Genomic DNA, 24,239 nt, shown 5'->3' on the forward strand with positions numbered 1-24,239 from the left:
TCTGTGTCTCTTGTGACATGTTTATTAAGAACTGTGTAATATCTGGATCTTATTGATGATATACTCTGGCTGTTTGAATTGATAATTAGACATTTAAACAGGATCTAGATATTGTTCTTGTTTGCTGCAAATGTTCAGAAAGTTTGTGATAATCCATTCATTCCTGACTTCTGGATGGAATAGAACACCGTACCAAGGACGGTCGTTGGTTCGTATCATCTGTATCCCTGCTTCAGACCTGGCGAGGACAGTTACATTCCCTGATATTTCAACACCTGAGCGGTGTAGTTCCCACCCGGTGAACTGTTCTTTTCCATCAAGGAGCTGATCTCCGTTTACACATCTTATCTCTGTCATTCCTATCGCCTCTGACGGGATGAGCCTTCCCCCACTGGCTATTGTAATCAATTGCATCCCTGCACAAATTCCGAGTACAGGGCCGGCCCATTCCAATACCCATTCAGGGAGTCCTATGGTGAGGTAATGGTCATCCATCAGTGAAGTACCTGTTAGGATAATCCCCTTTAGGTTACTAGGTCTCTTGAGTGTAGCTAGCGGGAGAACAATAGTTCTAAATCCGGCGATCTGTGTTATGATTATAATCGGGCTTACAAATTCACGCTTAAGCAGGGAAAGATCCTGCCTAGTACAGTCAAGGATCGCGATCATTTAACCTCTAACTCAGCTCCAGTAATCAGGAATCTTCCGTTATGGTTTTTATAAATAATCTCTGATCCTGTTATAACGATACGCCGTTTGAAGAAGGGGGCATCACAGACAAAGCTTTCGTATTCTCCCCCTTCACCTGTGAGTGAGATACCATATCTATCCCTGATTGACATCAGCCGGGTTACAAATCTTGGGTCCATCCTTCTACCTAGCCAGGTTTCATCAAATGGTGCTGAGAAAACTCCTGCAATATATATCTCAAATTGGTTATCTATCAATTCCTGCAGGTATTCTTCCTGATTGCAGAGCCAGAGTGGATTGAATGACCAGAGTCCCAAATCGAGACAAATACGCTGAACACGTGCAGCCTGGTACACCGATTGAATAGCACCCGAAACAATTCCATTAATATCAAATCGGTTTACAGCCTCCTGAAGTGAAGCCTTGAGATCATCAAGTTCGACTTCTTCCTGACCATCTGTCTGATATTCGATCAATGGAATTTCTGCTGCTTCTGCCTGGAGACGAGTCAGTTCGATGTTTGGGGTATGAAACATGTAACTGTCAGTGTTCTTTGATAGAATCGTAACAAGACAGACTACTTCATCAGTTTGCATTGCTTTCCAGCATGAGTATAATGAATCCTTCCCTCCTGAAAGAAGAACTGCCAGTCTCATGTCCTTTCTCCTGAATAGTTGGCTCTTATCTCTTCAGAAAAGGATCTCCCATCACTTCTGAGTATACCTCTGATAATCACATCCTCTCTGATTCCATCTTTCAGAAGATGCTCTCTGAGTAGCCCTTCTTTTTTCATTCCGAGTTTCTCCAGTACTCTGCCAGATGCCAGGTTTCGTACAAAATGTGATGCGGTTATCCGGTGCAGAAGTAACTCATCAAATGCGTATGTAATGACCGCTTCTGCTGCTTCGGTTGCATATCCATGGTTCCAGAATGGGAATCCTATCCAGTATCCAAGCTCGGCACGGGCATGTTCGGGCTCAAGCGTGAGTCCAACCGCACCGATTATCCATCCATCTTCTTTCCGTGTTACTGCAAAAACCACCTGTGATCCCTCAGAGTACCATATCTCATGGGAGGCTATCCAGATCTCTGCCAAACCGGGCATATAAGGGTGAGGAATATTAATACAGCCGTGGGCAACCTCTTCTGACCCGGCAAGTTCCTTTACGATACATGCCTCTTCATAAAGAAATTTCCTTAGTACAAGCCTGGTGGTCTTTAGGATTGGATAGTTATCTATCATCTTGATTTCTGGATATTGAAATGAAACGTCTGAAATACCTAATTATTTCTCCAGATTACAGGTTTTCCCAATTCAGAATATGAGGTGCCTATACAAAAAAAATGAGATCAACCCGGTTTTATAATAAATTGAGATGAAAAGGGCATTAAGACATCTTTACCCTTTTCTATTTTGGTATCATGCGAACAGATTTGTGATTGCATGAGTCATATTTTCAAAACCGGTCGATAGAAGGACGCCTGGATCAATCCCAAGGATCGGGAAGATGAAAATAAAGTATGCAAATGTACCGATACTGCTCCCGACATTTGCAAGTGCTGCGACAAGCACCACCTTAAAGAGTGGAATCTTTCGCATCTCCGCAAATGACTCGGCTGAGAAGATCTTCTTCACATCTGATGGTCGTGGTTTTCTGATTTTTGCTTCAACAATTGCTGAGAACCATCCTGCTGCGATAAGTGGATGTAGTGCAGAAATTGGTGAGACGAGAAATCCGGTTATAGCTGAGAGGGGATGCCCACCTGCGAGAAGAGTGCATGCCATTGTGGGGATTCCATGAATGACAACCCAGTACATAAGTGCAAGAATGAGCACATCAGTCCCGACTCCTGAGAAAACAATGGCCAGGATGATCAGGGCGAAGACGATCATAACAGCAGTTGCAAATATCTTCCCCCATGGCCGTGTTTTTATAGTCTCTACCAAATTAGCCATTGGTGGAAGAGAGTTTGGTTCTTTAAGAAATCCTTCAATGCCTTTTCTGTGACCAGCACCTACAACAGCAAGAACCCGTTCATGAGTTTGTCCAAGTCTGATCAGATGATAAGACATGTACGCATCACGCTCTGAAATTAAAGCGTATGCTCCCCTGGGAGAGAATTTGTGGAATTCATCCATTGCTACTGTGACAAAGTCCTCTTTTTTAAGTTCTTCTATGTCTATCATGTCACTTGCATCGTCAGCCACCACAAGCGACCCTGCAAGGGCATAAAACATCTTCAGTTTTTCCAGGATTGACATGGAAGCCCAGAACCGGTGAAGGGTCACCCTGATATCCCGATCAATCAGGGCAAGTTCAATTCCCTTTTCTTCTGTCTCTTTGATGGCCGCTTTCATCTCAGCGCCGGGCTCAACACCCACATCCATTCCAATTTTTCGCTGGATGTATGCCAGAACCCATTGAATAAGGAGTTGATTAAAGTTTTTTGCCTGTAGAATCTCTTCGATATCTGGGTTCTGTTGTTGTTGTTTCAGGCCGTTGTATCTGCCCTGATCCAGTTCAATAGCAACTACGTCCGGGTTCCACTCCCCGATTGCTTCGACTACTTCGTCGACACTCTTCTGCGAGACATGTGCTGTCCCAATAATCCTGATCTCACCCATTCATAATCCTCATACCTTCACCGTCGATGACCACCAGTTTTCCGGCCGGGATCTGCTCTCGGGTTAAAACTTCCGCAATATGCTCTTCTTCGGCTTTCTCTGCTTGTTGCCGGTCTATTAAATCTTGTACGAATCTGTTCACTATCTCAGGATCCATTACATCTGTACCAGTCCCGATTCCACTACAGGGAGATACCATCAGATTTTCATTATCTATCATAAATGGATAAGTCCGGCATATCCAGGGGCGGGATTGGTAAATTAAACAACCATGTTCTCCAAGAAATTTGCATCTGTTGCCATCCCTTCGGATCGCCCATCCAAGGGTATATCTACGCTTCCCTTCGTGAATAAAATCCGGATAGGGTTCAGCAATCTCATCAAAGGTGAGTGATGTGGCAGCCATAATCACCCTGACTTCTGCCGGACTTACCAGGACAAGGTTAGATCCCGGTTCAATTTCCCTGCAACATGCACCGCACCTCATACAGGTGAAAGGGGTTTTTCTGATCTCTATGGATATGTTCTGGTCAGAAATTCTGTTCAACCCTGGCAAATTTTTTCAAAATTCTCAAAAATTCGGTAACCTTCAAATGTATGACTTACCTCTGGATGCCACTGGACACCAAAAATGGGAAGATCCTGATGTCTCAGTGCCTCATTTCCGCAGATATCAGACGTTGCAAGTCTGATAAATCCGGGCGGTGCTTTGACTACCTCATCAGCATGGGATGCCCATACCTGCATAGATTCAGGATAGCCTTGAAGGATCTGATCCTGATCAATTACTGAAAGTGTGACTGCACCATACCCTCCCATGCGTCCGGGTTTCACTTCTCCTCCAAATTTTGTAGCGATGATATGAAGCCCGAGACATATTCCAAGCACCGGTATTTGCAGGTCTAGATATTCAGCAGACCTACCTGCACGACTGATCTCGGGCCCTCCACCAAGTATTAGTCCACGAAATCTTGATGAGATCTCCTCTGGAGGGGTGGTATTTGGAATCAAGACTGATTCAATATCAAGATCTCGAAGGGCCCTTGAGATAAGATGGTTAAATTGACCATAATTATTGACCACAGCGATGGGGAGCATCTCCTCATATTTTGGCGTGCTGACTACAAAGGTTTTGAGGGGCAGTATGTTGTGACAAACTTAAGGATAGCCTCTTTGATCTCTGGAAGCTGGTAGCCCAAAAGATGGGCAAGAAAGATCGCTCCTCCTGCTCCCATCCCTTCTTTTACTTCTCCAATACAATATCGGACAAGACCTGAATGACCAATAGATCCGAAATCAGGGTTTACTATAGTGAGTGGTGCCCCGATTTGTGCAGCAATCTCTATGCAATTTGCATCTTTATCATCTTGTACATAGATTGTCGTAACCACATCTGGAACAGATATTCCCAGTTCTTTTATAATTGAAGCCACTGCAAGCATTTGTGTTCCCCCTGCAAGATAGAGTTTACCTGAATATGTACTGGCTATACCAGTAACAACTGCCATCATCGGATCACCTGCTTCTGTGATTAGTTGAAGAGGACTTTTTTCCCCAGATGTTTCAATTCTTCCTAGAACTGTTGCGACGATCTCTTCTTTGAGTTTCTTAGGGCTCTTTACTGCAGCACTGCTGACATGGGCCTGATACCCCCCTGCACGAAGTACACAGAGCGCTGTTGTGGTTCCTCCCGGGACACATTCTCCTATCACTAATGTATCACAGGTTTTTGAGAGAAGTGATCCAGCCCATTGACCCTGTGTATATAGTCGCTTTGCATCTGGAACTGCGGCTGTGACTCTGGGATCCTGTCCTGGTTGTGAATAGAAGTCAAGGCAGGGAACAGTAGGCCTGTGCATAAGGCCAGCATTTATGAATAGGACTGGAAACCCAGCGAGTTCTGCCATTGATCTGGTTATGGAAGCAGGGGTTGGGCATCCAGTTCCCGTGTTGGGGGTTATATTACAGCTCGTTATCTTTCCCTGTATGATCAGTTCTGCATCCAGATTTGGGACCATGAGGGATCCCTGTGGGTCTGGACCGGCACCTGAAAGGCCCGGTACAGTTGATAAGAGAGTATTTGCAAGAACACCACAAAAAAGGGGTGATTTTGGGATGTGGTTATGTGATCTGGAGAGAAGTGTCATGCTCACGGGTTGGTATCATTGATTCATGAATCTGCCTGCATCAAGGACCTGTCATGATAAACCAGATACAAACAGTACTTCTATTCCTGTCAGGAATGATAGGTACACAAGTTTATGAATCTCCTGCATCCTTTTATCGCCCTGCTTCAGTTTACTACTGTTCTCCCTCTTGGAAAAATGGCTCCTTTTGAATCATTTTCCCGGAATGTCTGGATCTACCCGCTTGCCGGGTATGTAACTGGTGGGATTGCAGGTGCAGTTCTCTTCATCTTATCCGCTCCTCCTCTTGTTTCAGCAGGTGTCGGATTAGCTGTTCTACTCTTAATCACTGGCTGCAACCATCTGGATGGACTTCTTGATTTTGGCGACGGTCTTATGGCTCATGGCAGCCGCGAGATCAGGATACGGGCACTCACTGATCGGACGATAGGTACCGGAGGAATAGCCCTTGGGCTAATGGTCACCCTGCTCTCCTGGGGATCCCTTGCATCTATCCATCAGGCATATATTGCAATTCTTCTAGCTGAGGTTGGAGGAAAGTTTGGTATGGCTGTTATGACAATTTTTGGCAGACCGTTTCATGATGGACTTCATGCAATGCTTCACAAGTATACTTCTCCTTGGTTTGCCATACTCTCAACCTTTCTTCTTCTCCCGCTTTTGCTCCTCCCCGTTTCAATCATATCCATAGGTCTTGCATTTACGGTGATGGTGGCAATCCCGGCTGCACTTATTATCCTTGCAAACCGGATTTTTGGCGGAGTCAATGGAGATGTTACTGGTGCGGCTGGAGAGATAACGCGTGCAGGTGTTCTGGTGATTTTTGCATGTTCTGCTGTAGTGCCCGCACCATCAGTCCTTGGATTCTTATTTTGACCTATTTGGATCTGAAACGAGGGGTGTATCCTGCATTTGCATCATCGTCACAAGCGATTTCAGTTCCATCTCTGACAAGGGTGTTGAATTGCATCGCTGCTTCCATCAACGCTTCGGGTGGCATCACACCCGTTCGGATCTGACCTGCAATTATGTCATATGGAGAGGGCATTATCCGCGCTCCTACTTTTACCCCTTTGCAATGGATACACAGTCCGCATCTTGTATGCACTGCGAGTGTTCCTGAAGCGCATTCAACCTGAACTTTATCGCTGGATAATTCTCGGAGTATTGGGAGAGATTTCATGATATTGGATATCTATTTTCAGGATCAGTATATATCAGTTCGTTCATCGGGCTCTAAATCATAATTGGTGTCCGAGAAAAGGAATGGGCGAGTATGAAAACTATTAAAAAGAACTTCTATCAAATATGTAATACTCGCATAAATGGACTGTGTTAGGCAGATCTGATATTTGCGGAGGTATTGGAGGATACTATACTATGGCAGCTGAGAAGCCACACATTAACCTCGCGGTCATCGGCCACATTGACCACGGCAAATCTACTACCGTCGGACGTCTTATGTATGAAGCAGGAGCAGTTCCTGCACATATTATTGAGCAGTACAAGAAAGAAGCAGAATCAAAGGGTAAGGGTTCCTTTGCATTTGCATGGGTTATGGACAACCTCAAGGAAGAGCGTGAGCGTGGTATCACCATCGATATTGCTCACAAGAGGTTCGACACTGATAAGTACTACTTTACTGTCGTGGATTGTCCCGGACACCGTGATTTCGTCAAGAACATGATCACCGGTGCATCACAGGCTGATGCAGCAATCATCATCGTTGCAGCACCTGATGGTGTAATGGAACAGACCAAGGAGCACGTATTCCTTGCAAAGACCCTTGGTATCAAGCAGCTCATCATTGGTATCAACAAGATGGATGCATCCAACTACGATGAGGCACGGTTCAACCAGGTTAAGACTGATGTTGGTAACCTCCTTAAGATGGTCGGAACCAACCCTGATGCTGTAAAGTTCATCCCAATCAGCGCATTCGAGGGTGACAACATCACCAAGATCAGCGACAAGATGCCCTGGTACAAGGGGAAGACACTCTTTGCACTCCTTGATGAACTTGAAGTTCCAGAGAAACCAACCGACAAGCCACTTCGTATTCCAATTCAGGATGCATACTCAATCTCCGGTATCGGAACTGTCCCTGTCGGCCGTGTTGAAACAGGTATCCTTAAGAAGGGTATGAACGTTGTTTTCATGCCAGCCAACAAGGGTGGGGAATGTAAGTCTATTGAGATGCACCATGAAGAGCAGCCACAGGCACTGCCCGGTGACAACATTGGGTTCAACGTTCGTGGTATCGGTAAGGACGATGTCCGCCGTGGTGATGTATGTGGTGCCGCTGATGTTCCACCAGCAGTTGCAGAAGAATTCTCTGCACAGATTGTGGTTCTTCAGCACCCAAGTGCAATCACCGCAGGATATACTCCGGTGTTCCACTGCCACACTGCACAGGTAGCATGCACCTTCATTGAGCTCGTCAAAAAGCTCGACCCACGGACTGGTCAGACCTCTGAGGAGAATCCGACCTTCCTGAAGGCAGGAGATGCAGCAGTTATCAAGTGCAAACCAACCAAACCCTTCTGCGTAGAAAGCGCAAAAGAATTCCCCCAGCTCGGTCGCTTTGCCATACGTGATATGGGTCAGACCATTGCAGCCGGAATGTGTATTGAAGTAGTCAAGAAACAATTCCGCTAACCCTAATTTTTTGGGTGTGTTTTATCATGCAGAAAGCCCGTATCCGGCTCACCGGAACAGATTATCAGAAAGTCGAAGAGGTATGCGACAAGATTCGTGAGATCGCAGAACGCACAGGCGTAAACCTCGCAGGACCAATTCCGCTCCCTACCAGAAAACTCGTTGTTCCAATCCGGAAGAGCCCGGATGGCGAAGGTACCGCAACTTGGGACCGCTGGCAGATGCGTGTACACAAGCGCCTCATTGATATCGATGCAGATGAGCGTGCTCTGCGACAGCTGATGCGCACCCAGGTGCCAAAAGATATCGGTATCGAGATTGTTCTCGAGAGCTGAAACTTCTTGGTACATAACGTGCTAATGCACGTAATTTCCAATATCTATAACCGCACCTCCGCAAAGGCGGATCATGTTTCTTCTTTTTTAGGTATGTTTAGTTTAATCTAACGTTAATAATCGGCTTCTATGATAATTTAGAATATCTGGATTAGACCCAGTTATCCAGTAAGAAATCATATGAAACGAATTTCTCCAAGGTCAAAAAAACAGAAATATCGAATAATTACACTTTCTTTTCATGCGCGATGGATTGAAATAACGTTTATTCCGGTGGGTCTTATAAAAAAAAGCCTATTTCTTCTCCTTATTGGTTTCAACCCTGAAAATTCATGAGATGACTTTTTTTATTTAAGTCTAGAATGATCAGATATACATGTGCACATGCAGTCTGAAAGATCGTCTTTCTCTCTCTCCGACTAGGATATTTATTCTCATATTCCTTGTGGGACTCCTCGTCCGGATTATATTACCTGAAATCAAACTTCTTCATCATGATGAAGCGATCCACGCCTGGTTTACCTATGATCTGATTACCAAGGGTACCTATTTGTATGACCCGATGTATCATGGTCCGCTTCTCTACTATATTACTGGAGCAGCATTTCTGCTTTTCAAGGATTCCGATATTATTGTCAGATTTCTTCCCGGGCTTTTTGGAGCAGCGATCATTCCATTTTTCTGGATTTTATATCGGGAAGGATGGATAAAACGCAACCATGCCCTGGTCGGAGCATTATTCTTTGCAATATCTCCGTGTATGGTCTACTTTTCCCGTTTCCTTAGGCATGACATTTTTCAACTCTTCTTTACAGTGGCCTTGCTTGTTTTTCTCCTCATGTACTTTGACAAAGGGCGATGGCAACATGCAGTCGGTGCAGCAATATGTGCTGCATGTGGTCTCTGTTTAAAAGAGGATATGCCCTTTACACTTCTGATATTTGGTTTATTTTTCATGTTCATGCTCTGTAATGGGCGAATTGCCCTGCCATGCACATGGAGACGCGATCTCATTTCAAGCCTTTTGATCATGGTCGCAATCGGTGCGACTTGTTATACTACTTTTTTTATTCATCCAGAAATGTTTATTCAGGCTCCTTTCAAGGCAATTGAACACTGGATGGGAATCAATGGTCAATGCCGTCTTTGCGGAGGTCCATATTGGTATCTTCTTATTCTGGGTTTATACGAGGTTCCAATTGCTCTTCTTGCCGGCGTTGCAGTCTGGCAGTACGGTATCCGCGAGAGAGGGTTTTCAGAAATAAAAACCGGAATTGCCTCTTATCTGACATACCTGCAGAAGAAAAGTGGCTTATTTAAACCTTATGTGGGCATTGGAGATCGTTCCCGGTTTATTTTCCTTTTTGCCTTATATTGGACTGTTCTGTCTATGATTTTTTACGCGTATGTAGGTGAGAAAGTTCCCTGGCTTATTATACACCAACTCTTTCCGATTATCCTGCTTGCATCCTATGATATCCGATCCCGGGTTAAGTTCATCGCAGTTACTATTGCCTGTATCTTCCTGTTTGTGATGATGGTTCATGTTTGTTACACACCAACTGACATTAACGAACCGATTGTACAGGTACAAAATAGTGAGGATATACGAGAGGTCATGAAACTTATCGATGATTCAAATTCTGTAGTTATCGCTACCGATAATTACTGGCCTCTACCCTGGTATTACCGCGGGGATAAATGGGACAAAATTTCATTCTATGGACAGAAAGTAGATCCCTCTGTCTTTGAATCAAAGCATCCAGATCTTGTAATCACTCACGACACTGAAAGTTATCCTACTCTCCCGGGTTATGAGAAAAGGCAGTATAAACTCAGTTACTGGTTCTCCTGGTTTGATAACAAGGATCGGATCCCTGAATACTATCTTTTTAGAGATGGGAAGATGGGAAGCATCAATCTTGATGTCTTTGTAAAAGAAAAACCGAATCTGGGTATTGCTCAATAACTATCTGTTCCTTTTTCTTATGTTCTCTATATAAATGGTACAACCTTAATACTGAATTAGATGTTCTAAATGACCCAGGAAAGGATCATAATCTAATGGTAATGATATCCACGTAGCCTAGGTTTATCCGAATAAAAAAGGATTGTTAATAGATTTTTCAGCAAAAATTAAAAGAGCTCATCATACTGATGAGATTTCTTAGTTTTCGTAGATGAGCGTTTTTTCCATCCAAAGGATCCTCCTCCACCTTTTCCACTTCCACCTTTACCTTTACCGCCGCCTCCACCACCACGCCTTTTTATGAACAGGACAGCACCGGCAATGATTGCGATAATGACTACAACGATAATAACCTTGGGGAGAATGGATGATACTGTAGCACCTATGTCAGGCCCTGAGCTCACCGGTGTCTGGTTTAGATCATTATTGAGATTTTGGGTATCATTAAACACTTCTTTGGCTTTGGTAAATGCATCCTCTGCTTTCTGCTTTGCATCAGCATACTTACCCTGATCAAAGAGTTCCTGAGCATTAGTTGCATACTCGGCCGCAAATTCACGTTTGGTGATGATTGGCGACATACGTGGATCTGTTCCCATCTTCTTATCTGTCTTGAAGTACGTGATCCACTCATCAGTACGATCTATTGCTTCTTTTGCATCTGCAATCGTTTTCTGGGCAATACCCATATCCAGATAGGTGTATCCATCCTGAACATAGGTACCAGCATTCTCCATGTATATTTTTGCATTGGCAAAAGTCTCCTTTGCTGCTGTATCAAGTGCAGCATTTGCATCTTTGACTTTTTGATCAGCTTTTGAAGTGTCAATACCGTCGGCTTTATATTTCGCGATATCTGTCTGCAATGTCTTGACTTTTGTTTTTACTGAACTAATGTCTCCAGTTAGTTCATTTGGATTTGTAACAAATGCAGAAACGTTTTTTACTTGTTCTTTAACCTTGTTATTTGCACCTGTGGTACTTATACTCACTAACTCAATTTGCTTGGAAGAATTGACTTTAGGGGCATTTCCTTTCAGTGAAACCTTAACCTGTTCTTCCTTGTCTTTATAGGATAGTTCCCATCCTGTGAGGCTTAACTGGCTTTTGCTGGATGCAGGTCGGGGGTTCTCTACACCATCAAGTACGATAACATAGTTCCAGATTGGGTTATCAAGTTGGGTGGAGAGGAGGATATTTTCATCACTGGGAAAAGTTTCACCTGCAGTTGAAACGAAATCGATTTGAAAATCAGCAGTGACATTTGTCTTTCCAGATTCGAGGTCTCCAGCAGGTTTAACGTTGACATACCCGACATCAACCCCTGCCAGAACCGGGGAGATTGCAAGTCCAAACAGGACCAGCAGTGAGATAATGAGTGTTCCAGTCTTCATGCGCATCTCATTCAAACAATGGTTCAATACTCTCATCGAGTTTTATCTTGTTCTCAACATCAATTCGTTCTGAGGTTGCCTTTGTCTCCTTGGCAATCTCGAGAAGATTTGTGACCCGTGGTGCGTCTGCAATTGATGCGAGAAGAACAACTGCGGCAACAAACCTGCTCTGTGCAGGGAAGTCTCCACCTCTCACTTCAACACCTGCAATGTTTTCCTCAACCCAACTCTTAGCTTTTTCGATCCCCTTTCGATCTAGTTCATCTGGTGGCCCGGCTACCAACACAAGGGCACGACTTGCCGTGGAGTACTCGCAGGGGAGAGTAAGCCGTCCGAGCATTGCCCTTCGGACAAGAGAAAGAACACGCGAAGTCCGGTCTTCTCCCATCAATTTATCTTCTGGGCGGCGCTCTTCTACTTGATTCCGTCGTAGCATCCGTCCTAGAAGTCCTACTTCAGGTTCAGGAGTTTGCCCTCCAACTTCACTGATGGCATACCCGACCGAACTAATGCCCCCGCCTTTGAGTGTATTGATTATTTCACTCGAGTCAACTACCATTTCTCCTACATGGCCCAGTGATCCAACTTCACCAGCCCTGAAGAGAAGGCCAAACCTACGGACAATTTCTTCGTTAAGCCTGTCAAAAGCTCCTTTAATACTTTCGCCTTCATTTTTCCACGCACTGTTGTCAAAGAGAATTACATTATCTGCTTCTTTAACCAGTGTGGCAAGGCTTCGTGCCGCATTGTATGAATATAGCCTTCCTTCTTCAGGGGCAGGAAGAATTGCAAGTACATAGACCGGTTCTGTATAGATTTTTTTGAGGTGCCGGGCAAGAACAGGGGCACCTCCGGATCCGGTTCCACCTCCTAGTCCTGCCACAATAATGAACGCTTCTGTCTCACCGATCCCTTTGCGATCGATAGCGTTCATAACGATATCGATCTCATCAAAGGTTATCTGGGCTCCGGTGTCGTTATCTGTTCCTACTCCATGCCCTTTTACTGTAGTCTGACCAATTAGAACCCGATCTTCGAAATCGAGGTTCTGAAGTCCCATGAGATCAGTGCGGGCGGTATTGACTGCAATAGCACGGAAACTTCCTCCCGATGCTCTTTGGTCAAATTCGATGAACTTGTCAACGATTTTGCCTCCTGCCTGACCGAATCCTATAAAGAATACTTTCATTGTGGTTACACCAGTTGCCCTGAGATTATTAGGAACCTTGATATTGCGTACATTTTACGTGTGTATACTCAAAAAGCTTCTTCAATAAGCGCGAAGGGATTAACTAAGGAAGAATGAGCGGAGATTTCAGATGAGGATAGGGATCATAGGCGGAGGTCTTGCCGGTCTTGTCGCCGGGTATTCGCTTGCTGAGGTCCATGATGTCGTTATATTTGAGCAGGAATCAGATCTTGGTGGTCTTCTCTCCTCTTATAGGATCGGTAATTATTCCATCGAGCGGTTTTATCATCACTTCTTCTCTGGTGATACAACTCTGATGACTTTGCTTGATGAATTAGGACTTTCAAGTGAGATAATCTGGTTATCGGGCTCCACTGGTTCCTTTACTGATGGCGCGATACACCCCCTTACAACTCCGTTTGAGATTCTTCGCTATCCATACCTGAACCTCCTTGAAAAAGCAAGGCTAGGTCTCTTTACCAAACAAGCCTCGCATATTGATATGGCTCCCCTCGATGCCATATCAGCTCATGATTTTATCATTTCCAACCTTGGAGAAAGGATATATCATTCATTCTTCGAGCCACTTCTCAAATCGAAGTTTGGTCAGAATTCAGATCTTGTTTCAGCAGCATGGCTCATTAGCCGTGTGGCTATAAGGTCAAATCGTGGAGTTGCTGGAGAACGTTTAGGTTACATTAAAGGTGGGTTTTCTGTTTTTATCGATTGCCTCTCTGATGCGGCCCGTAATAACGGGTGTACAATCCGAACTGAAGTCCCGGCAAAGTCCGTTATTCAGGTCACTACATCCACTCAACCTGGATGGAAGATCAATGATGAGTTTTTTGATCTGGTAATTGGAACTGTAAGCCCTCGCATACTTCAGAGCCTTGGCGTGCCTAATATCCCATCAATTCCATACCAGGGAGCAGCATGTCTGACCCTCGCGCTCTCCCGTGATGTTACTAAAGGTACGTACTGGCTGAATATCACGGATCCAGCCCCTTATGGTGCTGTTGTTTCTCATACAAACTTCGCCCCGTTTGAGTGGTACGGGGAGCATCTCGTGTATCTAGCTTCATATTTTTCTGGAGATCCTGATCCTAATCTCAAGGAAAAGATGCTATCTGATTTCTGCACAAAATTTTCTGTAGATCCGAGCGAAATACACTGGAGTAGGATCGCAATTGATCGCGATGCCGGTCCTCTGTATCTCACTGGATATAGGGATCATCTTACCGATCCGGCTGTACCTGGACTATACCTTGCAGGGATGTTCTCACCTGAAAACTACCCTGAACGGAGTATTGAAGGCTCTGTAAAGGCAGCCCGGCGAGTCGTGGAGGGTATTCGAAACCGTGAGTAATATAATTCAATCATTCATCTCCGTGGTTATTCCCGTCTATAATGATCTGCCAGCCCTGAAAGAAGCGGTTCCTCTTACCCTCAAGATGATGGATGACGTTTTTTCCGGGTTTGAAATTATTATTGCTGAAGATGCAAGTACTGATGGTTCCACTGAATGTGCAGCGTCATGGCAGGAAAAGGACTCAAGAATAATTCACCTACACCGTGATCAGCGACTTGGTCGTGGATCCGCTCTGACTACTGCAGCCTTACAGGCAAAAGGTGATATATTCTGTTACTTTGACGTTGATCTCGCAACTGATATGTCATACCTTCCTCAACTTATCAGAGCAGTCACCGATGGTGCGGATATTGCAACCGGCTCGCGTCTTTTATCAGATAGTAATATCACCCGTAGCCTGGGTCGTGAGGTTAAGAGTCGTGGATATAACTGGCTTGTCAGGTTCATTCTTCGAAGCAGGCTGAAAGATCATCAGTGCGGGTTTAAGGCTTTTAATAAAGACAAACTGCTTTCACTCCTTCCAGAAATTAAAGATACGCATTGGTTTTGGGATACTGAAGTGCTGGTTCGTGCACAACGAAAAGGGTATGTGATTGAGGAGATCCCGGTCATATGGCGGGAAGGACCGGGAACTACAGTCAAGTCACAGGATATCTGGAAAATGGGTCGCTCAATACTAAATCTCTGGTGGAAACTTCATGTACCGTAAAATATTTGCCCTAATTTTGTCCCTCCTCTTGGCTGTTGGTATCATCGGCGTCATGCTTTGGCGTGTTTGGGGTGATTTGAATGCAGCACTTCAGTATCTGCACCCTGTTTATCTTGTTCCGGCTGTACTGATCTGTGTAGTTGCCTGGTTCTCCCGTGGATGGCGTTACAAGGTCATTCTTGCCCGGCTTAGTGTAATAGTACCGACGGTCTTTGCCACTGCCTGTATCTATCTCTCACAAACCGTTAATCTGCTTGTTCCTGCCAGATTGGGTGATTTGATCAGGATTATTCTTGTTAAGCATGAGTATGATGCTACAGTCTCACAAGGGCTCTCCTCAATTGTTGTGGAACGTGTTTTTGATATCATCACGGTTGCATTTCTGGGTCTCATCTCCGTCCTCTTTGTTCTGAATGTCCCTGAATGGGCACTCTCTCTTATTGTAATCCCATTGGTTCTTGGTGCATTATTCTTTGGTGTTCTCCTCTTTATGGGGCGCTTTTCATCAGAAAATAAGTACCTCGGCTACCTCCTGACTATGCTCAATGAGGTAAAAGAAGCCTCTCTTACTCCTTCCACTGCGATAATTCTCTTCTTCTCATCGGTGGGTATCTGGATCATGGATACGATAATCTGCGTATCTGTGTCAGCGATGTTTAACCAGGAAATCCCTTTGGCAGTTGTCCTTCTTGCGATTGTTGCTGGAAATCTGGTAAAAGCTGTTCCGGTAACTCCTGGAGGTCTTGGGACGTATGAAGCCTCTCTGGCAATAATTTTTGAATTGTCGGGTGTTGCCCCTGCTACTGCGACGTTAATTGCGGTGATTGATCATCTCATTAAAAACCTAATAACTGTTATCGGTGGAGTTGCATCAATTTTCTATTTTGGGAACTGGGTAGTCCCTGAAATGATGGCAAGTATAAAACGTCGCCTGTCAGATAGTGGAGAGGAAGATGTATGATTTCTCCTGGGGATATTACCCTCATCCTTGCATGGATAGTTCTCTTGTTTTTTCTTCACTTCTCACTCATCCCTTTTCTTCAGCCTCACTTTAAAAAAATATTCATTCCTCTTGCTTTCAGCCTTTCACTGCTTCTTTACACCCTTATAAGTTTCTGGAGTGCATTCTTCCATCTTCCTGTTCAACTGGCACTGTTCCCCTTCGTTCTTGGAATTGGTTATTCATATGTGAAGATCGGGAGAAAAAACGGATTAAGAGGATTTTTCACATGTTACTCGGTTGTAACATCGGAATGGAGGTACTACCTTCTTTTCATTGTTGTCTTCCTGGCCATGTTATCCCTCCGAATTTACAGCCCTGACATAAGTTCTGCTGAAAAGTTCATGGATCATGGGTTCATCTCCTCAATGATGCGAATGCCAGTTATCCCTCCTCTTGACCCTTGGTTTGCTGGAGGTGATCTCTCTGTTTATTATTATCTCGGTCATTGGATGCTTGCATCTCTTGGTCTTACAGCGGGCATTCCTTCAACAGTCCTCTTTACCATGGCACTGCCGACGATAGCTGCCTATACTGCTGTCAATATGTATGGAATTGGTCATCTTCTCCTCCCCCGTCTTCGTCTCATTCCGGTGGTGCTCCTTTTTTTAATGAATCCTGCTTTTGTTCATCTTGCTTTAGCAGGTACTGAATGGAGTAAACTTCTCTGGGATAGTACTCGGGTTATTGACGGGACCATAAATGAATACCCGCTGTTTTCTTTCATTTTCGGAGATGTACATGCCCATGTTCTGGATTTTTTTCCCCAGACTACTCTGATTCTTCTTATCACTCTTGCAATAACGTGTTGGAAGGAGATGCATCCAGTATCGCGTCTCGTTTTGATACTGTCTTCAGGTCTTGCACTAGGTTCGATCCCTCCCACAAATACATGGGATATTCTTATCCAGGCCCCCCTGGTTCTTATTACCGGGGCTATCCTGCTGTTTCATTCAACCAGTATCTATCCTGTACAAGATCGGTCCCTTTCACTTGTAAGCGGACTCATACAGAAGGTCAGACAACCTGAACCTGGGAGAAGGATCATCAGACACTTTTCAGAGGGAAGAGGGGCATTTCTATACCTTCTGCTGGTACCCCTGATTGGTGTTCTTTGTTATCTTCCCTATTATGTGACGTTGAAAGCACAGGGTATAGAAGGGATTGGGATAGTTCCTCTTCCATCTTCGCTCTCTGAATTTTTACTCGTGAACGGATGGTTCATTCTTATACTTGTCATCTCACTTCTTCCGATATTCAGACGGTCACCCTGGCTTCTTATCATTGCTGTCCCGTTTCTTGTCACCGGTTATATTGCTGCAGCAATACCCGCGGTGCTTCTTTGTGCAATACTTGTCAGACATAAGGGTGCTTGTGATCTCCTGGCCGGGGCAGGTCTTGTTATCCTTCTATTCTGTGAGATCTTCTATCTGAAGGATAACATGGGGGACCAGTACTTTCGGATGAATACAGTTTTTAAACTCTATATTACTGCCTGGATTCTCTTTAGTGCAGCAACAGCCGGTATGCTCGGAAGGCTCCTTCTCCCCTTGGTCAGTAAACCATCCTGGTCAGCCCGAATTATTGATGGAGCAATCCCATTGATCCTTCTCCTCCTGCTTGTCCTGCCTGTCATGGTAACAGCAACTCATGCAGGACCGCATACCCCGACGTTGGATGGGCTTGCATGGCTTTCGGTATCGCATCCTGACGATCTTGCAGCAGTTACGTGGCTTCGAAGCCAAGAAGGAAACCTTACGCTGGTGGAGGCTGAAGGTGGTGACTATGGGTATTACTCACGAGTTTCTGCGTTCACCGGGATACCGGCATTTCTCGGATGGCCGTTCCATGAATCAATGTGGCGTAATGATACACCCTCTGGTTGGTATAATCAGAGGGTAACGGCTATTCGGGCAATCTATGAAGAGCCATCAAAGTTGGTAAATCTTATGAAGATGTATCATATTGACCTCCTGTATGTTGGACCTACAGAAGGTGAAAAATATAATGTTACCCTTCCTGAAACTGGTCTTTCACCGGTGTTCCATCAGGGTACTGTCACGATATACCGTGTTGCCTGAACCGGTTTTTCTGACCGGTTCTGCTTTTCATAATCTCTAGATTTCAAAACCTTTATTGACTCTGATCCCATACTTGTATGGCACATTCGTCATGTACTGATGAGTGATGACGGAGAGACCGAAGCTCTCCTGAATGAGGTGTAATATGGCAAACTACGTTACCTTTGAAGTTTCTGACGAGATTCAGAACAAGGCACTTGAGGCAGTCGAAACGGCCCGAGAGACCGGCAAGATCAAGAAGGGCTCCAACGAGGCAACCAAGGCAGTCGAGCGCGGGATCGCCCAACTCGTCCTTATTGGTGCTGACGTTGAGCCTGCTGAAATTGTGATGCACCTTGGCCCACTCTGCGAAGAGAAGAAGGTTCCGTACATCTTCGTCACTAAACAGAACGATATCGGGGCTGCATGTGGCCTCGAGGTTGGATCTGCTGCTGCTGCCGTCATTAAACCCGGCAAGGCGAAGGAGATCGTTGACGAGATTGCAGGACAGATTGCTGCGCTTAAGGCCGAGTGAGTCTCATGTCTGACGCAACGCCCGCCGAAGTGATCGAGGTGATCGGCTCTACGGGTATGCATGGCGAAGCCATGCAGGTCAAGTGCCGGATACTCGATGGTCCAAACAAGGGACGAATTATTACCAGGAACACGGTTGGCCCCATCCGAGAAGGGGATGTTCTTATGCTCCTTGAGACAGAGCGTGAGGCAAAGAAGCTCTCCCGGAGGTGAAAGCGGTGATGCAATCACACGTTTGTTCGTTTTGTGGTGAGGGTATGGAGCCAGGAACCGGAAAGATGTTTGTCCGTAAGGATGGATCTATCTTCTACTTCTGCAGCACAAAGTGCCAGAAGAATTACAAACTCGGACGTATTCCACGTCGGGTTACCTGGACTGCAGCCGGCCGCAAGGCATTGGGTAAGGAGTAATCAATGGAACAGACCTTCCTGATGGTCAAACCAGACGGGGTACAACGTGGCCTCGTCGGTGAGATCATCTCCCGTTTTGAACGTCGCGGATTTAAACTCGTGGCAGCAAAGTTCGAACGGCTTCCTGATGCCCGTGTAATGGAGCACTATGCAGAGCATGTGCAGAAACCATTCTTCCCAGGTCTGAAAGCTTACATCACGAGCGGACCATGTTTCCTGATGGTGTTTGCAGGGAAGAATATTGTAAAGATCAGCAGAGACATGATCGGTGCCACGAACCCGGCCGGGGCTGCTCCCGGTACAATTCGTGGAGATCTGGCTCTTGAGATTGGGATGAATGTCATCCATGGATCAGACTCAGTAGAGACTGCAGCCCGTGAGATTGGAATTCATTTTAAACCTGAAGAACTTGCATCCTACACTCGTATAGACGAGCAGTATCTTTACGAATAACTACCTTTTTTGTCAGGCTTTCTGAGTCATGCTCATATGCGCCGCAGATCTAAATGAGTGAGAGTACCTGGTATCTATGATCCCTTCCTGTTTATCACTTCGAATCTTCCATGCTGCTGCTTTGGTCTGGCTGATCCTGCTTTTGCTGGTTCTGCTTACCGGATGTATGAGTACTGGTGAGTGGAAAGAGAAAGGACAGAAGGATTTTCAGAATGGCAAATACCCTGATGCAATATCTGCATATGATCGGGCAATAGCAATCACTCCCAATGACAGTGAACTCTACTATCTCAAAGGACTGTCGCTATATGAGATGGTGCGGTATAAAGATGCCATCGACGCTTTTACTGATGCCATACGGCAGAATGGAAACTATTCACTGGCCTGGTTCTGGAAAGGTCGAACCAGTTATATGATGGGTGATTATGATGAAGCAGTTCGATCATTCTTTAAAGCAATTGAGATAGAACCTGCAAACACTGAATACTGGTATTATCGCGGGATGGCTCTCTCCAGTCGCGGTCAGTATGACATGGCGATTCAACACTTTGACAAGGCTTTGCTTATCGACAAGAATAATGAGAAGGTCTGGAGTGCCCGTGGATTTGCATATAACATGAAGAAGCAATTTGAACCTGCGCTGTATTCCTATGAACAGGCGATCGTTGTCAATCCACAGAATGCCGAAAATTGGATCAATAAAGCGTCTGTTCTTAAGGCCATGGGAAAAGAAGCAGAGGCTAATGTGGCGATTGATAAAGCAAACCTTCTCTATAAAGAACAGGAGAAGGATATCAGTAAGAAGATCCCAAAAACTCCTCTTCAATTTTCATCCTGAAAATCTTTTTTTGGGTAATGTAGAGGAAGACATTTCCCCGTTCTTATCAAATCTGTTCTTCACTCGTGCCCTCTGGCATGTCACAGGTGATATCAGGTGTCTTCTCAGGAAATATTTCGGACTTTCATCCCTCTGGGTATTCTTATCCTTTGTATCTCTGTGTTCATTTCGGGTTGTGTTGGAACACAATGGACTGCTGCTGACTGGCTTGAAAAAGGGAATCAGTATGCAAATGAAGGTATGTACAAAAGTGCCGTTGATGCATATAACCAGTCATTGCAACTTGATTCCAGAAACTCTAAAGTCTATACCTATCGTGGGGTTGCTCTGGAACACATGGGCAGTTACGATGCTGCGATGAATGATTTTGAACAGGCACTCAGTATCAATCCAAATGAGAGTGGGGCATGGCAGGGTAAGGCAGCAACCTATATTGACACCAACGAATATCGTCAGGCAGTGAAAGCTGCCGATCGTGCTATTGAATTAGCCAAAAACCCCGCTGATAAAGCTGAAAATGCCTACCTTCTTCGTGGGTTTGCATTAAATCGGCTTGAGGATTATGATACTGCCCTTCAGGCGTTTGACAAAGCTATTGAGATTGATCCAAAGCGGTTGGATCTCTGGCAGAATAAGGCATACTCGCTGACAAAACTGGGACGGTTTGTTGAAGTACTCAAATGTTATGAAGTAATGACTGGTATCGAGCCTAATAATGCTGAAATCTGGAGTAAGAAAGGAGAGATCCATCTGGCTCTCGGACAAATTAACGAAGCAAATGAGGCTTTTTCGATAGCGAAAAATCTCATAAAATCGAATTAATGATTGGTGACCTGTTCGGATTCATCAGGATTTTCTCTTTTTACAGACTCTGATGGGGTAACAATCATTCATAAGCTTCAATACATTGACAAAAAAATTCAAGATATTATTCACGTTCCCATTGGTTCTCATGTTTCATAGTATGGGTGATGGCCCTGTGAAAAAAAGGGTTATGTTTGCCAAGGTTTCGGTCTATCCGAAGTGATAAATAAAGTAAACGATGACTACGACACCTATGAAAATCAATGAGAAACTGTCAATCCTGTGGAATTCAAGTTCATGAAATGGAAGGGTCTTTTTGCTTCGGTATCCTCTCAAATCAAGGGTCAGTCCAAGGACCTGTGTTTTGGCAAGTGAATTTGCGACAAGTGGAATAATAATCGGCCTAAGACTCTTTACTTTCCCTATCGCACCTGTTCCCGGATTATATCCACGGGAAAGTTGCGCTTCATGAATTCTGGTCGCTTCGAGCTGAAGACTTGGGATAAACCTGAGTGCTATGAGAAACATCAGGATGTAATCCACAGGCATATGGAATGCGAGAAGTGCTGTAACCAGTTCACTTGGTTTTGTTGTGACGATGAAGAGATGGAATGAGAGGATCATCACGATAAATCGGAATGTGAAGAGGAGACCAAGTCCGAACCCACCTTCTGTAATGGGTAACATCCCTCCTATCAATGGAACTGATGCAGGAATTAGAGTAAAGTATGTCACTCCTTGTTGAACGGTAAGGGTGGTTACAAGCAGAAGAAATACTCCTAGCATAATAAGAAAGGGGATCTGTTTGCTGATCTCGCGGTACATCCCTGACACAGATGCACCAATGGCGATGACCAGAATCAACCCCGCAAGAAAGATTGCACTTGGAGTAAGCACACTCATGCCTACGATTAACACGACGATGATCAGTTTTGTTACTGGATTGAGTCTGTGGAGTATCCCCTTTCCTGGAATGTATTGGAGGATCTCTGTCATGCCTTTACCCTCTGGTTTGAGTAATCACCACTAACAGCCCCGTTCTTCATCACAATAATCCGTTCTGCATTCTCTTCTGCAATCCTCATATTGTGGGTGACCATAATGATAGTGTGCCCCTGATTCTGGAGTGACTTCATCAGTGTCATCATCCTGTCTGACTCAACCTCGTCAAGTCCGGTTGTCGGTTCATCAAGGATAATGATCTCTGGCTCCATAGCAAGGATACAGGATACTGCAAGCCGTTGTCTCTCACCACGAGAAAGGTGGCGAGGGTAAGTTTTTTCCTGTTCCTCTAACCTCACCATCGTCAGAACGTTCTTTATACGGTCATCGGGATCAGAAGCCTGTATGTTATTCAATCCAAACCGGATCTCTTCGTCAACAGTATCTGCAAATAGCATGGTGTCAGGGTTCTGAAACACTAGTCCAGTATGACGAACCAGAGTCATTACCGGCTCTGCGGTTGCATCTAGATCAAGTACCTTAATAATACCAGTGTCAGGCCTGAGAAGACCGTTCAGGTGCTTGACAAGTGTCGTCTTTCCTGATCCATTCTCTCCAAGTAGAGCGACGAATTCACCTGGGAAGATTGAGATGCTAACACTGTTGAGAGCCGCAATGTTACCGTACTTATGGTATACGTTTTCAATCCTGATGATTGGATCTAATTTAGGTGGCAGGAATGGGGAAAGATCCGGATCTTCATACAGTGCTGTTAGTGTTCCCTGGGTATGGGGGAAGAGCTCATCAAAGGTTCCCTGTCTGGAGATTTTTCCATGGTTAAGTTCAATAACACGATCTGCCACCCCTCGGTACCCTTCAAGGGAATGATCTACAACAATGACCGTTTTTCCTTCAGCCTTGAGTCCTTTTAGAACCTCGATTATTTTTCCAGTGGCCCGGACATCCAGTTCTGATGTTGGTTCATCAAGAATCAGGACCTGTGTGTCCATGGCTAAAGCGGCTGCTATCGCGACACGTTGTTTCTGCCCTCCGGATAAAGCATATGGTGGTCGCTCACGGAGATGGGCTATCTCGCATAGGTCCATCACATGGTTGATTCTTTCCCGTCGCTCTGTAGTTGTTGCCAACCGGGTCTCAAGGCCTGATGCAATCTCCTCTTCAACACTGGTAAAAATAAGCTGGGCATCAGCGTCATCAAAAACCATGCTGATATACTGGTTGAGCTGGCTCATTCCCTCGTAATCTGCAATGGGACGACCCAGAAAAGAGAGGTGACCAGCTAGTGTCCCACCAAACTCATGTTGCAGAATTCCTGCAAGGGCAAGGCAGAGGGTTGTTTTCCCAGCTGCCGTAGGACCTGTGATGAGGATTAATTCTCCAGGGCCTATAGAGAGTGTGACATCTTTAAGTGCCGGTTTTGTGCTTAAGGGGTAGGTGTAACTCAAATTTGTTGCTAGAATCATGCCCTGCCCCGGGAAAGGACGCGTGCTGCTGGAATATAAAGAATCTGGGCAACCACCGTGTTGAGAATGGCTGTCGGAAGAACGATTGTTACCATCATCAGCGAGAAGAATGCATACAGGCTTGTTGCAGTAAAGGCCTTGTACAACATTCCCGGAGCAATCATTACCAGAATCATAACGATTGCGACAAATACCAGACCACTTACAACCGTTGCAACGAGAGTTGAAAGTGCTGGTGCAAATTTGATACGTTCTTTTGTGGCTAGGAACACGGCGAGACAGACAATGGCTCCGAGTGGTTCACTGATTAGGTTTGCTGGAGGGAAGAGTGAATGACTGATTAACGCACTAATGATTCCTCCGACAATTCCTATCCCAAGTGCCTCTTTAAATCTGGGAGCGATGAGCATGATCGCCAGACAGTAAAAAATGATCACAAAGTTTGGGACGATGGGTGAGGGTACAAGGGCGGTTGCAATCAGACGGGCAATGGCTCCCACAGCAAGGAGGATTCCAACAATAGCGATATCCTGTGACTTCATATTTTTCACTCAATGATTTCTTAGTCAAACTTGTTAGATGTGTGAGCAATGAACACTATCTCATGATAGTAAATTCATATGACAAC

The 24,239-nt window shown here is 45.0% G+C and carries 27 protein-coding genes; 14 read left to right on the plus strand and 13 right to left on the minus strand.

Annotated elements, in window-relative coordinates; genetic code table 11:
- Nucleotides 1-93: 93 nt before the first annotated feature.
- The 7 genes from DK846_RS11640 to cobT all read right to left on the minus strand — a co-directional run bounded on the left by DK846_RS11640 (nucleotide 94) and on the right by cobT (nucleotide 5,463).
- Complete coding sequence (locus DK846_RS11640) at nucleotides 94-669, minus strand: type 1 glutamine amidotransferase (protein ID WP_109969126.1); 576 nt, start codon at nucleotides 667-669, stop codon at nucleotides 94-96.
- Nucleotides 666-1,346 (minus strand): diphthine--ammonia ligase, encoded by a 681-nt coding sequence (locus DK846_RS11645; protein WP_109969127.1) that lies wholly within the window; start codon nucleotides 1,344-1,346, stop codon nucleotides 666-668. Before DK846_RS11645 ends, DK846_RS11640 begins: the two co-directional genes overlap by 4 nt.
- Nucleotides 1,343-1,933 (minus strand): GNAT family N-acetyltransferase, encoded by a 591-nt coding sequence (locus DK846_RS11650; RefSeq protein WP_245926536.1) that lies wholly within the window; start codon nucleotides 1,931-1,933, stop codon nucleotides 1,343-1,345. The genes DK846_RS11645 and DK846_RS11650 overlap by 4 nt, the downstream gene beginning before the upstream one ends.
- 177 nt (nucleotides 1,934-2,110) lie before the next feature.
- Nucleotides 2,111-3,316 (minus strand): TraB/GumN family protein, encoded by a 1,206-nt coding sequence (locus tag DK846_RS11655; protein WP_109969128.1) that lies wholly within the window; start codon nucleotides 3,314-3,316, stop codon nucleotides 2,111-2,113.
- Nucleotides 3,309-3,863 (minus strand): YkgJ family cysteine cluster protein, encoded by a 555-nt coding sequence (locus DK846_RS11660; RefSeq protein WP_245926537.1) that lies wholly within the window; start codon nucleotides 3,861-3,863, stop codon nucleotides 3,309-3,311. The genes DK846_RS11655 and DK846_RS11660 overlap by 8 nt, the downstream gene beginning before the upstream one ends.
- Nucleotides 3,860-4,414: a GMP synthase subunit A gene (locus DK846_RS11665; RefSeq protein WP_109969130.1), complete on the minus strand. Its 555-nt coding sequence runs from the start codon at nucleotides 4,412-4,414 to the stop codon at nucleotides 3,860-3,862. Before DK846_RS11665 ends, DK846_RS11660 begins: the two co-directional genes overlap by 4 nt.
- Nucleotides 4,415-4,437: 23 nt before the next feature.
- Entirely contained in the window at nucleotides 4,438-5,463 is a 1,026-nt protein-coding gene (gene cobT, locus DK846_RS11670; RefSeq protein WP_109969131.1) for a nicotinate mononucleotide-dependent phosphoribosyltransferase CobT, read from the minus strand.
- 114 nt (nucleotides 5,464-5,577) lie between these two features.
- Here cobT and cobS point away from each other — a divergent pair, with 114 nt between their 5' ends.
- Nucleotides 5,578-6,339: an adenosylcobinamide-GDP ribazoletransferase gene (gene cobS, locus DK846_RS11675; protein WP_109969132.1), complete on the plus strand. Its 762-nt coding sequence runs from the start codon at nucleotides 5,578-5,580 to the stop codon at nucleotides 6,337-6,339.
- 1 nt (nucleotide 6,340) lies between these two features.
- Here the strand turns inward: cobS and DK846_RS11680 are convergent, their stop codons facing one another.
- Entirely contained in the window at nucleotides 6,341-6,646 is a 306-nt protein-coding gene (locus DK846_RS11680; RefSeq protein WP_109969133.1) for a hypothetical protein, read from the minus strand.
- Nucleotides 6,647-6,843: 197 nt separating this feature from the next.
- On the opposite strand from DK846_RS11680, the gene tuf reads away from it, so the two are divergent.
- From tuf to DK846_RS11695, 3 genes are all read left to right on the plus strand, one after another.
- The gene (gene tuf / locus DK846_RS11685; protein WP_109969134.1) at nucleotides 6,844-8,121 is read left to right on the plus strand and encodes a translation elongation factor EF-1 subunit alpha; all 1,278 of its coding nucleotides are present in this window, start codon (nucleotides 6,844-6,846) and stop codon (nucleotides 8,119-8,121) included.
- Nucleotides 8,122-8,147: 26 nt separating this feature from the next.
- Nucleotides 8,148-8,456: a 30S ribosomal protein S10 gene (rpsJ, locus tag DK846_RS11690; RefSeq protein WP_109969135.1), complete on the plus strand. Its 309-nt coding sequence runs from the start codon at nucleotides 8,148-8,150 to the stop codon at nucleotides 8,454-8,456.
- A gap of 376 nt (nucleotides 8,457-8,832) precedes the next feature.
- Complete coding sequence (locus tag DK846_RS11695; RefSeq protein ID WP_109969136.1) at nucleotides 8,833-10,425, plus strand: flippase activity-associated protein Agl23; 1,593 nt, start codon at nucleotides 8,833-8,835, stop codon at nucleotides 10,423-10,425.
- A gap of 167 nt (nucleotides 10,426-10,592) precedes the next feature.
- On the opposite strand, the gene DK846_RS11700 is transcribed toward DK846_RS11695, so the two are convergent.
- Together DK846_RS11700 and DK846_RS11705 are read right to left on the minus strand one after the other, a co-directional pair.
- Entirely contained in the window at nucleotides 10,593-11,819 is a 1,227-nt protein-coding gene (locus DK846_RS11700; RefSeq protein WP_146201211.1) for a hypothetical protein, read from the minus strand.
- A gap of 7 nt (nucleotides 11,820-11,826) precedes the next feature.
- Nucleotides 11,827-13,008 (minus strand): tubulin/FtsZ family protein, encoded by a 1,182-nt coding sequence (locus DK846_RS11705; protein ID WP_109969138.1) that lies wholly within the window; start codon nucleotides 13,006-13,008, stop codon nucleotides 11,827-11,829.
- A gap of 130 nt (nucleotides 13,009-13,138) precedes the next feature.
- Between DK846_RS11705 and DK846_RS11710 the strand changes: the two genes are divergently transcribed.
- The 10 genes from DK846_RS11710 (at nucleotide 13,139) to DK846_RS11755 (ending at nucleotide 21,203) form a co-directional block, all read left to right on the plus strand.
- Nucleotides 13,139-14,374, plus strand: a complete 1,236-nt coding sequence (locus DK846_RS11710) for an NAD(P)/FAD-dependent oxidoreductase (protein WP_109969139.1) — start codon at nucleotides 13,139-13,141, stop codon at nucleotides 14,372-14,374.
- A complete protein-coding gene (locus DK846_RS11715) occupies nucleotides 14,367-15,086 on the plus strand; it encodes a dolichyl-phosphate beta-glucosyltransferase (RefSeq protein ID WP_342769664.1) in 720 nt (239 codons plus the stop codon). Before DK846_RS11710 ends, DK846_RS11715 begins: the two co-directional genes overlap by 8 nt.
- A complete protein-coding gene (locus tag DK846_RS11720; RefSeq protein WP_109969140.1) occupies nucleotides 15,076-16,047 on the plus strand; it encodes a lysylphosphatidylglycerol synthase transmembrane domain-containing protein in 972 nt (323 codons plus the stop codon). Before DK846_RS11715 ends, DK846_RS11720 begins: the two co-directional genes overlap by 11 nt.
- A complete protein-coding gene (locus DK846_RS11725; protein WP_109969141.1) occupies nucleotides 16,044-18,167 on the plus strand; it encodes a DUF2298 domain-containing protein in 2,124 nt (707 codons plus the stop codon). The genes DK846_RS11720 and DK846_RS11725 overlap by 4 nt, the downstream gene beginning before the upstream one ends.
- Nucleotides 18,168-18,312: 145 nt before the next feature.
- On the plus strand, nucleotides 18,313-18,681 hold the full coding sequence (gene rpl7ae, locus DK846_RS11730) for a 50S ribosomal protein L7Ae (RefSeq protein ID WP_109969142.1): 369 nt from the start codon (nucleotides 18,313-18,315) through the stop codon (nucleotides 18,679-18,681).
- A 5-nt stretch (nucleotides 18,682-18,686) separates the two neighbouring features.
- Nucleotides 18,687-18,893, plus strand: coding sequence for a 30S ribosomal protein S28e (locus DK846_RS11735; protein ID WP_109969143.1), 207 nt, complete (start codon nucleotides 18,687-18,689; stop codon nucleotides 18,891-18,893).
- 8 nt (nucleotides 18,894-18,901) lie between these two features.
- Nucleotides 18,902-19,090, plus strand: a complete 189-nt coding sequence (locus DK846_RS11740) for a 50S ribosomal protein L24e (protein WP_394339597.1) — start codon at nucleotides 18,902-18,904, stop codon at nucleotides 19,088-19,090.
- Nucleotides 19,091-19,093: 3 nt separating this feature from the next.
- A complete protein-coding gene (gene ndk / locus DK846_RS11745; RefSeq protein ID WP_109969144.1) occupies nucleotides 19,094-19,543 on the plus strand; it encodes a nucleoside-diphosphate kinase in 450 nt (149 codons plus the stop codon).
- 76 nt (nucleotides 19,544-19,619) lie between these two features.
- The gene (locus DK846_RS11750; RefSeq protein ID WP_109969145.1) at nucleotides 19,620-20,381 is read left to right on the plus strand and encodes a tetratricopeptide repeat protein; all 762 of its coding nucleotides are present in this window, start codon (nucleotides 19,620-19,622) and stop codon (nucleotides 20,379-20,381) included.
- Nucleotides 20,382-20,477: 96 nt separating this feature from the next.
- Nucleotides 20,478-21,203, plus strand: a complete 726-nt coding sequence (locus DK846_RS11755) for a tetratricopeptide repeat protein (RefSeq protein ID WP_109969146.1) — start codon at nucleotides 20,478-20,480, stop codon at nucleotides 21,201-21,203.
- Between the two features lie 192 nt (nucleotides 21,204-21,395).
- On the opposite strand, the gene DK846_RS11760 is transcribed toward DK846_RS11755, so the two are convergent.
- Genes DK846_RS11760 through DK846_RS17685 form a run of 3 tightly spaced genes read right to left on the minus strand, consistent with a single transcriptional unit; the run spans nucleotide 21,396 to nucleotide 24,153 of the window.
- Entirely contained in the window at nucleotides 21,396-22,181 is a 786-nt protein-coding gene (locus DK846_RS11760; protein WP_109969147.1) for an energy-coupling factor transporter transmembrane component T family protein, read from the minus strand.
- Nucleotides 22,178-23,611: an ABC transporter ATP-binding protein gene (locus DK846_RS11765; RefSeq protein WP_181391749.1), complete on the minus strand. Its 1,434-nt coding sequence runs from the start codon at nucleotides 23,609-23,611 to the stop codon at nucleotides 22,178-22,180. Before DK846_RS11765 ends, DK846_RS11760 begins: the two co-directional genes overlap by 4 nt.
- On the minus strand, nucleotides 23,608-24,153 hold the full coding sequence (locus DK846_RS17685) for a tryptophan transporter (RefSeq protein WP_181391750.1): 546 nt from the start codon (nucleotides 24,151-24,153) through the stop codon (nucleotides 23,608-23,610). The genes DK846_RS11765 and DK846_RS17685 overlap by 4 nt, the downstream gene beginning before the upstream one ends.
- Nucleotides 24,154-24,239: the final 86 nt, after the last annotated feature.

It is taken from the genome of Methanospirillum lacunae (genome assembly GCF_003173355.1).
Taxonomy (GTDB): Archaea; Halobacteriota; Methanomicrobia; order Methanomicrobiales; family Methanospirillaceae; genus Methanospirillum; species Methanospirillum lacunae.